Origin of the sequence: Peribacillus loiseleuriae (genome assembly GCF_001183985.1) — a bacterium.
Classification (GTDB): Bacteria; Bacillota; Bacilli; order Bacillales; family DSM-1321; genus Peribacillus; species Peribacillus loiseleuriae.
Window position 1 is genome coordinate 2,756,530 of record NZ_LFZW01000001.1, and the last position, 12,747, is coordinate 2,769,276.

9 protein-coding genes and 1 pseudogene are annotated in these 12,747 nt (G+C 33.9%); 6 read left to right on the top strand and 4 right to left on the bottom strand.

Annotation, left to right across the window (positions count from 1 at the left end; translation table 11 throughout):
- Nucleotides 1-95: 95 nt before the first annotated feature.
- The 4 genes from AC625_RS12850 to AC625_RS12865 form a co-directional block, all read right to left on the bottom strand.
- Entirely contained in the window at nt 96-509 is a 414-nt protein-coding gene (locus tag AC625_RS12850) for a cupin domain-containing protein (RefSeq protein ID WP_049681625.1), read from the bottom strand.
- A gap of 31 nt (nt 510-540) precedes the next feature.
- Nucleotides 541-1,428: an FAD synthetase family protein gene (locus AC625_RS12855; RefSeq protein ID WP_049681626.1), complete on the bottom strand. Its 888-nt coding sequence runs from the start codon at nt 1,426-1,428 to the stop codon at nt 541-543.
- Between the two features lie 773 nt (nt 1,429-2,201).
- On the bottom strand, nt 2,202-4,352 hold the full coding sequence (locus tag AC625_RS12860; RefSeq protein ID WP_049681627.1) for a HAMP domain-containing histidine kinase: 2,151 nt from the start codon (nt 4,350-4,352) through the stop codon (nt 2,202-2,204).
- Nucleotides 4,333-5,028, bottom strand: coding sequence for a response regulator transcription factor (locus tag AC625_RS12865; RefSeq protein ID WP_049681628.1), 696 nt, complete (start codon nt 5,026-5,028; stop codon nt 4,333-4,335). Before AC625_RS12865 ends, AC625_RS12860 begins: the two co-directional genes overlap by 20 nt.
- Before the next feature lie 665 nt (nt 5,029-5,693).
- Between AC625_RS12865 and AC625_RS12870 the strand changes: the two are divergent.
- From AC625_RS12870 to AC625_RS12895, 6 genes and pseudogenes are all read left to right on the top strand, one after another.
- A pseudogene (locus AC625_RS12870) lies at nt 5,694-6,823 on the top strand (DUF2515 family protein); the annotation flags it as partial.
- Between the two features lie 12 nt (nt 6,824-6,835).
- On the top strand, nt 6,836-7,045 hold the full coding sequence (locus tag AC625_RS28215) for a CBO0543 family protein (RefSeq protein WP_281177274.1): 210 nt from the start codon (nt 6,836-6,838) through the stop codon (nt 7,043-7,045).
- Between the two features lie 571 nt (nt 7,046-7,616).
- Nucleotides 7,617-8,540 carry a MerR family transcriptional regulator gene (locus tag AC625_RS12880; protein WP_049681629.1) on the top strand — a complete coding sequence of 308 codons (924 nt, stop codon included), beginning with the start codon at nt 7,617-7,619 and terminating at the stop codon, nt 8,538-8,540.
- A 233-nt stretch (nt 8,541-8,773) separates the two neighbouring features.
- On the top strand, nt 8,774-9,940 hold the full coding sequence (locus AC625_RS12885; protein WP_049681630.1) for a glycoside hydrolase family 18 protein: 1,167 nt from the start codon (nt 8,774-8,776) through the stop codon (nt 9,938-9,940).
- An 817-nt stretch (nt 9,941-10,757) separates the two neighbouring features.
- Nucleotides 10,758-11,165, top strand: coding sequence for a VOC family protein (locus AC625_RS12890; protein ID WP_049681631.1), 408 nt, complete (start codon nt 10,758-10,760; stop codon nt 11,163-11,165).
- A gap of 446 nt (nt 11,166-11,611) precedes the next feature.
- The gene (locus tag AC625_RS12895; protein WP_049681632.1) at nt 11,612-12,739 is read left to right on the top strand and encodes an MGDG synthase family glycosyltransferase; all 1,128 of its coding nucleotides are present in this window, start codon (nt 11,612-11,614) and stop codon (nt 12,737-12,739) included.
- Nucleotides 12,740-12,747 lie beyond the last annotated feature (8 nt).

Genomic DNA, 12,747 nt, shown 5'->3' on the forward strand with positions numbered 1-12,747 from the left:
ATCAGTTTTGTTTTATCAATTATTATTTTTATTCAAATAATATAGTTTGTTAACATTTTTTGATTTCGAATTCTACTACTCTCTATTTTTATATGTTACAAAAACGAAGGTTCAGGCAGACGATGCGCGGTATAAAAAGCGTCTCCGTCGCTTTCACCGTCAAATATAACGGTTGTAGTTGGGCTGAAAACGAATACATCTCCTTCTTCAGCGATATACTTATTCCCTTGCTCGTCACGAACAATTATTTTCCCTCTAAAGACGATTTTTATTTCTAAAAACGTGTAAGTAAATTCGAAATCTTCTGAATTTTGCATAGAGAAGTAACCCATTTGTAAACCATGCTTATCTGTGCAAACTGGAACATCAATAATTTGGCTCTCAAGATTTGGAATACCAAGAATACTATTTAATTCCTTCTTTTTATATGTCCCAGCTTTTATGACCTTCACACCTGGTTTATCATTTAAATACGTTAATTCATCTAACCATGTAGTTTCTGTACTCATTTTTGTTCCTCCATTATTTTTATATTTTTTTTTATAATAGTCCGGAAGTAAAAACCGGTTTATTCATCATGTTATATTTAGGGTGTTGCTCCAATATCGTGAACAATCCAGAAGACAAACGATTTATCCAGCTTATATGAATCTCTTCTTGGTTTTCTAATAATCGCATGCTGTGAGCAGGAAAAATTATTTTAGCAGCATCTTGTGTGACTAATACGACTTGGTCGTATGTTTCATCCCCTTTTAAAACAGATACTTCATATACTCCAGGGGGAGGAAGTAGATAATAAGGGCTCGGTACTACTGCAACACTTGTATTATTTGAAAAAACCTTCCCTTTGATCTGATAATGTTCGCCTAAGTAACGATGAATGATGTCCATTTTTCCGGTAGAAATTAAATTTCTTATTAGAGTAGAGCTTATTTTTTCGCCTTCAATCTCCACTTTCTTTACTTTTATTCCTTCAATGACGTGGTTAGAGTCCTCTTTTATTCGATCCATATTCCCTTCTCCAAATTGACCATAAGTAAAGTCAAATCCTGCAACCGCATACTTTACTCCAAAATCAAGGAGATATTTTTGTACGAATTGCTCTGGTGTTAACGAAGCAAAATCCGGATCGAATTGCACGATGTAAAATTTTTCTACACCTAACTTTTTCAAAATTCGTTGTTTGGCAATCATTGGCATTAAATATTGAATTTTTTTCTTATCTCGTTTCAGTACTTCTTTTGGGTGGGGGAAAAAGCTCATACATGCAAGTTGCAGTTGCTTTTCATCAGCGATTTTTATAGCTTCGTTGATGACTTGTTGATGACCTAGATGAACCCCATCAAAAAATCCTAAAGCAATCACATTTGGTTCACATTCCGCTAGAAACGAATGCCGGTTGCTTTTATTTACATAAATGACTTCCACTTATCCGCCTCCTAATCGTTAATTTAAAGAATTAAAGGTTTAAGTTAGTCGATCTACTTTCAATAAGCGTCACCATCGCTTTCATCATTAAAAACATCTTTGTACTCAGCGATTAACACGTATAGATCAACTACTTAGGCATTATGTTTTTCCATTGATTGTTAGAAACAATAATTTCTTCACTGAAGACAAATTATTTTTCTAAACGTGTAGAATTCTTCTAGGTACATGGATGATACCCACACCTGTTAACGCTTTCATTACGAGTGGTCGTAAATCCTGAATTACTATAGTACTGTTCGATTCACTAATTCCGTGTATCTTGTTGTGGCTGTTGCTTTTTTCTATATATGTATCATATGATTTATTTATAAAGTTATCCTAAAGTCAATCTAAACTAACGATAAAATTTCAATAAATTCCAAAAAATATAAAATTTCTCATGAATTTTCACTATTTTACAGGCTTCATGTCGACGGTTGAAAGGATATCGAACACTTAAACAAAAAAATAGGGTGTCCCAAAAAGCCTGTCCTCACACTCTATAAACCGTTTAGTATGTTATCACACGTTAAATAAACGATATATAGGAAATGTGAATCTAACCTTTTTATTTGGACACCCTTAATTCGTCAATTGTAAACAAGAAATCTAGTTTGTTAAATGTTTCAACGTTTGTTGTCGGAATATAAACTTAATGTTGTTCTGAAGTCACATTTTGTATTAATGGAATGGGCATTTCCCTCGATTTGCTAAATAGTTACTTATATTGCTTAAATGTCTGATAGCTCTACTAATGGTAGCACAATCGTAATCGTCGTTCCTACGCTTACTTTACTTTCTACTAAAATATGTCCATCGTGTGCGGTAATAATTTTTTTAACGATAGGCAAACCTAATCCATTTCCTTGAATTTTTTCGGTACTTGTTCTTTTCTCTCTAAAAAATGGAAGGAATATTTTTTCTTTATTATTTTCCGATATACCAATTCCGTAATCTTTGAACTTAATAATCAAGTTTTCATTTTGTTGGTAGGCAAAAATGTCTATTTTAATTTTCTTACCATTATTTGATTTTGAATACTTAATGGCATTTTCTAAAATATTAATAAAGACGCGATTCATTTTCTTAGGATCAACAAAAATGAACAATGAACCTACTTCATAGTTTTTAGTAATTTCAATATCGGACCCTTCTGATCGGATCGCAATCATGTTTAACGATTGCTCCATCAAGAAATCAAATGGAATGACTTCTTTTACGTAATCTCCATCATCATCCGTGTTCATATCAAATAAGTCATTAATTAATTGGATAATATGATTACTGCGTAGTAGTATGGAATTCATAATTTCCTTTTTCTGGATTTCAGGAAGTGACTGATGATTAACTAAGATTTCCGTGTATTCTCTTACGGACGTTAATGGCGTTTTTAAATCGTGAGAAATCTGTGACATAAATTCTTTTCGCCGTTTCTCAGATTCTTGAAGTTGTTGGTTTGTGTTAATTAACCGTTCATTAGCATTTTCCAACTCCTTCGTTCGCTCTAACACTTTGTCTTCCAGTTGATGAGCTTTTAAGTTTAATTCCCCAATTAATTCTTGGATTTTTCGGTTCATAAAATTAAACGCTACCGCCAAGTTACCAATTTCATCTTCTTGCTCAATATGAAGTTCTTTCACAAAATTGCCGTCAGCACTTTCTCTTAGCGCAGTAGTTAACTGATCAATTGGTTGGGTGATTGTTCGTGAAAAACGGTAGGTCATATATAACAGAATAATGATTCCGAAAAGTAAAAATACTAAAAGATGAGATAAAAAAAGAAGCATATGCTTATTCGTTTGTGCCTCTGTACTTTTGACGATTGGTTCGACAATATCAGATTCTGAAATGATAAAATTGAGACGCCATCCGTTATTTAATGATGAAGATAAAAGATACGCTTCTGAATTGGAATAGGTTATTGGCAAGATGCCTTCTTTATTTTTTAAAGCGCTATTCATAAGAGGTACGTTCTCCTCGATCCCTTCTGCTTTCGTTTGTCCCGAAATAAAATTACCTTTATCATCAATTAAAAAGGCAAAGGCGTTTGGTTCACTGAATTTGACGTCCATTAATTTGTTTGTAATGTTTTCAATGGGTACATCTAAACCTACCATTCCTTTAAATTCGACCGAATTCAAATAAACGGGTGCCCCGACTGATATTAGCCAATCCTCTTTCGTTACATCCCCCATGGGTTTAGCCGACCATATAAAAGGTTTCGTCCATTTCACTTTCCGTTGTGGATTTAAAGCAACTGTATAAAATTCATAATCTTGAAAACGCAGATTAGGTGCAAATTTTTTTGAAGAAATGGCTGCCTCAACGTCTAAAAACGGATAATATAGCCAAGAAGAACTAGGTAACGCTAAGTAAACGGCATTGATCATCGTTTCATTTTCCATCGTTTGAACGAACAATGGTTCAAGTTGCTTTGCTATTTTCAGGTCATTTATTGCTGTATCAACCAAATCGCTTGATCTCGAACTAATAAAAACATTTGTTTTTTCATATTTATCGTCAAATGTTTCCCACCAGTAACCTTCTTTTCCCTTTGTTACATGTAATTCATTTGAAAGACCTAGATTAGGCCGACTATAAATAGTCTCAGCTTGTTTTTGAATTAATCTTAATGTGTTTTCGAGATTATGCAAATCTGTATTCAAATTTTGAGTTTCTTTTTGTAAATACAAGAGTTTTTGTGATAAAACTTCTTTTTTTGTATTGGCTATTTGATCTTTCATAATTTGATTTGATAGATTGCTCCCTTGATACATACTGTATGCAGCGATCATAACAAAGGGAATAAATGAGATCATTGTTGTAAATGCTAATATTTTAAAATAGTAGGATTTATTTAACTTAAATGGACGCTTGCACAAACTTGTAGCCGACCCCCCTCATTGTAATAATGTAGGATGGGTTTACTGGATAATCCTCAATCTTTTTCCTCAAGTTTGAAATATGAACGATAATCGTACTTTTCTCACTAAACGAATCATATCCCCAAATTTGATTTAAAAGCTGTTCCGCTGAAAATACTTGATTTGGATGCTGGGCAAAAAAAGTAAGCAATTCAAATTCCTTTGCTGTTAATTCAATCACATGTCCGTTTCGCCTTACTTCCCGAGCAGATAAATCGATGACGATATCATCAAAAGTTATTTGCCTTTTTAACGTGTTTTGATTGTGATTAATCGAATTTCTTCTTAAGTGAGCTTTAATGCGGGCAATTAAAACTCTTGAGTTAAAGGGTTTTTCAATATAATCGTCGCCCCCCATTGCAAAAGCTAGAATTTTTTCCTTATCTTCATTATTACAGGTTACATACAAGATGGGAACGGCTGTCATTTCTCTTAGTTGCTGGCATAAATCAATTCCATTCATATCAGGTAATTGTATATCCAAAAGAATAAGATCTGGTGCTTTTTCCCGAACCTTTTTAATAGCATCCATTCCAGTTGAAGCAATCGTATAGGCAAACCCTTCTAGAGTTAAATTCATCGATAAAATTTTCTGAATATCCTTATCGTCTTCAACAATTAAAATTTCATCCAAGTATGATGACCTCCAGCTATTTAATTTTAAATTATTATCTGAATTTTTAATCTACTCACTTTTATAAAGATTACCAAAAAATAAAAGCGCTTTCAACACTTTTGAAAGAATCGGTTAAAACACCTTTATATTGAAGTACACAAATAACCGTTTATAACTACAACCCCTATCATTTTCCTTTATTTATATATTTTAACACAACAAACCAATTATTTTTCAAGTATGTTCTGCTCTAAAAATTGTTTTATAGGCTTTATTAGGTGAAAAAAACAGAATTTCTCTAAATGAAGTCAGGTTTTCCCACCTAAATTCAAAAAGTCTATAAAAATTTACCGGGAGCGATGTTGGATTCTATTGAAAAAGAAAAAAGGATAGGTCGACTAATCTAATCAGTTAGTGCAGTATGACTTGTGTGAACACTTTATTCTTGTTTGCTTAAAATCGGCTTCGCAAGCTGTATTATTAAATTTTCATCATGAATTTCTAATGAACTTAATAGAATGATCATATAACAATCAGTGGATTCAGGTTTCCAAGAGATATGTTCATGAACTATAGGGAGAATGTCCTCCCCAAAGGTTTTAACTGTATCCATTCCTTTTCTTTAAAATGTCCATGTTACATATATGTCCATAGAATATCGAGTGAGTTTGCCCAAGGAGGTAATGATCATTTGGCATAAGATCATGAATCAGAAAAAAAGAATACTTCCTGAACCTCTTATAGAAATAAAGAAAGAGCTGAAGAATAAAAGCAAAAAGTCGCTTAAAGAAGAAAATCTTTCGTCGAAAGAAGAAGCTCTTGTCCAGAAGATCAAACATGCATTTTGAATAAAAATAATGTCACGAGAACGAAAGCGTATCTTGATTTTTATAATGTGCATCCGGAAATCCATTAGGTATTTTTAGGACATATGGTTTCTCGAAATGGCAGATGGAATATGACGGATTTAAAAGGTGGATTACTACCAAGGCTACTGACAAAGAGTGAAGCGGATTCATTCTTCACATTTTTAGAACGTGGAAATTGGCTGATTTTCCAAGATGTATTCCTGCAATTTTTGGTGTATGAAGAAAGTAAAAAAAGAGGACAGAACTTATTTTACCTGTTAAAGCATTTACATGTGTCAACTTTTATGGAAACGATTTGGCTTTATTTTTGGAGTGAACATGACCCCTATCTATTAACTGTTGATCTTATCATTAATGAACAAAACGATCTAGAATCAAGAGTGCTTGAAAATCCCACGTTTAAAAAAGAAGTTTTCAGCAAATTAGAATTTAAATTACAGGACTTCCTTTCCATGAATCATATTCTTTTTCCATATGTAGTGGATGGGGAGGTGAAAATCGCTGGCCAAGCGCTACATCATTTTGAGGATTTACATAAGCGGATCATGCTAGGAAAACGATTGTATACCATTTTGTTTGGTGATGACGAGCGATTAAAAATGATAGAAAAATGGGAGATTTCAGCTCCTCATACTGGTTCTAGAATGGATTATTGGCCCCATATATTTAATCATATAGATGAAGAAACTCCAAGTAGACTATTGAAAACAAGGATAAAATCATGCCAGCTGTTACCAGGTTCAACGAGATTCTATAGCCCTAAACTAATATTTTCGTGGAAGAATCGAATGCATATACGTGCTGGAATTGCTGACTGATACAAAGAGTGGCAAGTAATCTATTACTTAATCAATTCTAAAGAAAATATAGTTGGAGAGATTAAACATGAATATTGCAAAACACTCGAAAGACTTGAATTCGCGGCAATCACAAAAAAGGCGATTTCCCCCGATTGGATTAAAAACAGTTCAAATTTCCTTCCATCAATCCTGCTTGCCTCATTATTAGGAACGTACCTCGATCTATATTTTATAGGAAAAGGCTTCTATTCCTTTCCTATAAGGCCCATGTCAACGGTCTTTTCAATTAATATTGCTTTTACTTTGATTGGTCTTCCCTTGTTGATTGGTGTCTTTCTTTATGCTTGTAATAAAATGAACTCATAGGGAATAGGAGGACTGATTATCATTTTAAGTCTTTTGATGGCTGTTGGTGAAAAACAAGCGGAAACATTTAGCTTGTTCTTTCATAGTGTTTCATGGAATCATATTTATTCATTGATCGGTTATATCCTCTATTTAACTTTCATCTATTCTTTTTATTGTTGGTTAAAACGTGGCTGCCCCCTGTTAGATAATCGATAACGGAGGTCAGGTATATTTTTACAGTGAGACAAATGCTTTTTTCATTCCCCATTCATCTGCATTATTATGAATACTTGCTCTCCAAGTTCCCCTACTTTAATTAAATCTTTCACTGAGAATTTTTTTAGTTTATTTTCGGATCCTTCTTCTATCCCTTACCGTTGTGCCACGTTCTTTATACGTTTGAAGAGTAGTGCTGTTAAAAAGTTAGCATCCATTTACTAGGACGACTAATTTCGCATCAAATCAACACTTTTTGTTGAATCTTCCCTTCTTTTGATAGCTTTTGTCATGTAGCAGGAAAAAGAGAACCACAATCAAGAATATATCTTAAATTAACCCAATTTGTGGCCACTTAGAAAGGAATGGAGATATGGACAATAGTCAGATTTTAAGAGCCTATTCAATTAATGAAGTTTCTAGACAAATAAATATTCCAACAGGGACAATTAGACAGTGGGAAAGGGATTTACAAGGACTTCTTATTATTCCTCGTACGAAGCAAGGTGCTAGATATTATACAGAGAAAGAGATTACACTACTTAATAAAATAAAAGAGATGCGTGAACAAGATATAAGTAAAGGGATGATTCGTTCTTTATTAAAAAAACATATAAAAATCGATTCAGAACCTACTTCCGAAACGTTCGAAATGACGATTCGGCCTTCCGAAGAGACATCCATTCAGCCATCAAAGGGGCGTCAAACAGACAATATGCTGGAATTTAATACTGCTTTGGAAACATTCAGGGAGAATCTATTATCAGAAATCAAAAATGAGATGGTGGTAAGCCGTAATGTACTCATTGAAGAAATCAAAAATGAGTTTTTAAATGCCTCCTTTCAAACCGTTGAAGAAATTTCTAAATCGATTCAGAGATCTGATGATAAGAGAAAAGTGGAGGTTCTTGAAATTTCGGAGATGGTTATGAAGGCTTCGGAACGTACTTCTGAAACATTCACAACCCTTTCCATTGATGTTGTGAAGGATTCGAAAGCTACTTTCGAAAAGCTTTCGAAGCGAATGGATCTGACTGTAAAAGTTGCTGAAATAGAGAATCAAAATATACTAGAGAAAGTTTCTCAAACTGTAAATGAAGCAAAGGATGAAATAAGACATATCACGCAATCATTCGATACTAGGCAGGATGATCTAATTGAATCTCTTAACGAACTAAAACACTCGACAGGTGAAATACAAAAAATTGAAGAGGTTTTTAAAGTGATGATATCAACCTATCGTGATGCCGCAGCAACTAAAGAAAAAAAGAAAAAATGGTGGCAGCTAAAGTCTTGATAAAGGAGGTAAATTAATTTAAAACCCTGTAACGTGACGGATTTTTGGCTCATTTTAGCTCTAGGTCGATGAAATCGTGATTTCACATGAATGAGCCAAAAAATGTGTTATTTTATTTTCGTTTTTCATTTCTCCTAGTTCGCTTAAATTATATGTTTGATTTTACCACCCCTTACTTATCAATTTTCTTGTTACAATTCTTATGTTGAATAAGTATGGGGAGGAATACATCTATGAAAAATCTTAAACTCCTTCTTCTTCTAGTATTGGTCATAACCTTTACAGGAGGATTTTTTGCAGGTAAATTATTTTCTACTAATAATCAGCAAGAAAGATTAACAATGGAACAAACAACCAAATCAGCCATAAAACCTGTCCCTAAGCAACTGCCAAAGTTGGAATCGGAACAAGCCAAAGTATTAATTGGTTATATTCAGGATTTTCGTGATCCCGATAAGCTTGATTATGATAATATGACACATATTATTTTTTCTTTCGCCCATCCGACAAAGGATGGTGGTCTTTTGCTTAATGGAGAAACCGCTTTGAATAACTTACGGGTCATGGTTTCAAAAGCACATATGCATGATACGAAAGTTATACTTGCTGTAGGTGGGTGGTATCACATCCAGGGTGGCGAATCCTATGAATATTTTAAGTCTGCGATTGCTAACCCAGTATCGAGATATAAGCTTATCAATGAGCTTGTAAGTATAGTAGACCGGGAAAATCTTGATGGCATAGATATTGACTTTGAACACCCACGATCATGGGAAGATGCGCAAGATCTAGCTAGTTTTATCAAAGTATTAAGTGAAAAGCTTCACGATAAAGATAAAGAACTATCCACTGCAGTTCAAGCAAAAATTAACAGTGTTACAGGTAGTGAAATCAATAATGTCCTGTATGAACCATCGATGTTCGAATATGTCGACCATGTAAACATAATGGCTTATGATGGTCAGTGGGATGGTGGGTATGTTGCGGCTAACTTGTCTCCATATCCGTTTAATGAGAAAGTCGTAAACTATTGGACTAAGCTGTTTGAAGCTCATAATCTTTCAAAAGAAAAACTTGTATTAGGGGTTCCCTTTTATGCGCAGCCAGAAGATCCTTCGATTAAGCAGATATCCTATGAGGCAATCATCAAAAATAATCCGAAAAATGCTGAACGAGATACTGTGAATATGAATGGAACAACATATTATTACAATGGTGCCAAGACCATTCAAAAGAAAACAAAGTTAGCACTAGATAATGGATTTGGCGGGATGATGCTCTGGGAGGCTGGACATGATGCAAAAGGATTATTCAGTTTGACGGGTGTTATTTCCAAAGCATTAAAGGCTGATGATATTTATGTATTTAAACAAAATAACATACTAAAAGGAATAGATTAATCCTTCCCTTCTATACAGTATCAATGTTCCGCTAATTATTTGACAAGACCAAGTGAGGTTGACCCTTTCGGGACATCCTCACTCAACTAAAAGAACTGTTGAATCAACGGTCTATCGCATGTTTTCTCAAATACAAACATAAAAAGATTTCGTGTTCTTTACGAGATAAGATTCGGCGATAATATATCCCATTTGAAACTATTTTTCAGTAATACTAATAATTCGCTAATTTTTTTTCCACTCACTTAAAGCATTTTTTATGTGTGCCTCCATCTTTCTCCCCCTCGAATATTCACAATATGTCTCATAAAAAAATCACTTCTAAAAATATTACCAATGATTCTTTTCAGTTTTATTTCTTGGAAGTTACTTTTGCTTTTTGAATATATTCACTTTCTTCTTCAGCTACTAGTTGTTGCAGGGTCTGCCCCTTGCTTTTGAGGCGCCCCCTTTTTTCTTACCTGAAATATCTAATTGTAGATTTTTCTCCAGTTCACCTTTATCTTTTCTCTCAATGCCATTTTTTGTTCATAACGTTATTACTGAATCATTAATCAAGAAAGGCTTGCTATCGTATTTATAGGACAAGCTCTTAATCTGAATTTTTCCAAATTCTTAGTAATCAGTAGCAACCCAAAAACGAACATACACTCTCGTGTTTTTCTTATTCTAGTTGTTATAATGATTTATGAAAGAAAATATGCAGGTGGAGGGGCTGTTGTATCAGTAAGTCCAATTTCTGAAATCAGCTACGATAACAGTGGATGCAAAAGAGCAGCTATTAAACTATTTCGAAAAAAAACGAGGAGTTGTAATTATGAAACAGATTACACCGTATCTAAACTTTAACGGAAATGCTAAAGAAGCATTAGAATATTATAAGATGATTTTCGAAGGTGAAATCTTAGGTATTCAAACTTTTGGTGAAGCAGACTTTCCAACTCCATCAGAAGCTGATGACCGCATTATTCATGCACAATTTAAAAAAGATGATTTATTTTTCATGGTTTCAGATACGTTTCCCGGTAATTCAATAGAATTTGGAAATCACATTTCTTTGACAATTGATTTCGAGGATGAAGCGGAAATTCAAAAAGTCTATGAACGACTAATTCAAAATGGAACAATCCATATGGAGCTACAAGACACTTTTTGGGGAGCAAAATTTGCAAAAGTGAAAGATCCTTTTGGTATGATTTGGGACCTTAATTACACCCAATCTTAAGTAAAGTCCATTACAATTGATTTGACGAATAAATAAACAGTTTTAAAACCCTTTTGCAAGGAATACAAAGTTTTGTAAATAAGTTTATATTTCTTGTTCTGGGTGTTTTCCATTAGCATAAGTGCGTTACATAGATATAAACAGTTAAAATAATCTATAATAGGGAATTGATTATTTTACAATAACTAATAAAAAGGTTATCACAATTGAATAATTAGGTACCCAAAACAGGCAATAATTATTGGTCCATTCTTTACTATCGAAAATTATTCTGGATCCCCCTACGTTTTTTAATTATTAGATGCTAGCAACAGCATATTTTCGATTCAAAACTTCCACATAAATCTCATCAAATATTTTCATTCCCTTTACAAATCCTTCTTGTCCCTTCATATTTCCTTAAAACAGGCATGTTACTCTTAAAAAAACAAGAGGGGGGTTTAGTTTTGCGACGTGCTTCCGCTTTAGTCCTTACAGCGCATTATGGGAACGGCCATCTTCAGGTTGCTAATGTTATTGCAAGCGAACTTAAACAAAAAGGATTTGAGCCTATTATATCTGATTTATTCGGTGAGTCTTATCCTGTATTTACTACCTTTACGCAATCTTTACTAGTCAAAAGTGTTTCGTATGGACCTTCTTTTTATAAATGGTTTTATTACGGAACAAAAAAAGTAAATTCGAAAGGGCTTTCTCAATTCTCTCGATATTTAGGCAGAAAAAGGCTACAGGAACTTATTAACGTTCATCGACCCTATTTTATCATTACAACTTTCCCTCTTCACGCTGCACCTTTTCTTAGCAAAAGATCAGGATTTTTCATTCCAACCTACACTGTCATAACGGACTATTGCATTCATCCTTATTGGATTAATCCATTAATTGATCATTACTTTGTAGGTTCTGAATCGGTTAAAAACACTTTATTAAATCAAAACATCAAGGGAAAATGTATTACGGTAAGCGGTATTCCCATTCGACCAGAATTTGAAATGCTTATTGATAAGAGAACTATTTACCAAAAATACAATCTAGATCTGAACAAAAAAATAATTACGGTGCTTGCAGGAGCCCTAGGTGTTTTAAAACACGTAAAAGAACTTTGTCAGCTCCTAGTGTGTAATCCTACCTATCATATTGTAGCCATTTGTGGAAAAAACAAGAATTTGTACGATAAGCTTCTCCCGCTTGCTCTTCGCTATCCTGAGTCTTTTCACTTATTCGGATATGAAGAAAAAGTCCATGAGCTTATGGCAATATCTGATTGTCTCATTACAAAACCAGGAGGAATAACCCTTACTGAAGCCACCGCATTGAAAATCCCTTTAATTCTTTATAATCCTGTGCCCGGACAAGAAGGTGAAAACGCTCGACATTTTGAGGGAAATGGCGCGGCTCTTGTTTCCCGCACTAAAATGGAAACGGTTCAGCATGTACATGCGCTTACAAGAAATGAAGATTTAGCGCAAAGTATGAAAAAGGCATTACATATAATTCACAAGTCACAATCTTCTGCTCTCATCGCCGATTTTGCTATCAATCAGATCAAACAGCAAGATTCAATATTTCGCTGAGGAGGTAT

What these genes read in the sequence shown, in the direction of transcription:
- AC625_RS12850 (WP_049681625.1), bottom strand. Translation starts at nt 509, where the DNA reads ATGAGTACAGAAACTACATGGTTAGATGAATTAACGTATTTAAATGAT.
- AC625_RS12880 (WP_049681629.1), top strand. Translation starts at nt 7,617, where the DNA reads ATGGACAATAGTCAGATTTTAAGAGCCTATTCAATTAATGAAGTTTCT.
- AC625_RS12885 (WP_049681630.1), top strand. Translation starts at nt 8,774, where the DNA reads ATGAAAAATCTTAAACTCCTTCTTCTTCTAGTATTGGTCATAACCTTT.
- AC625_RS12890 (WP_049681631.1), top strand. Translation starts at nt 10,758, where the DNA reads ATGAAACAGATTACACCGTATCTAAACTTTAACGGAAATGCTAAAGAA.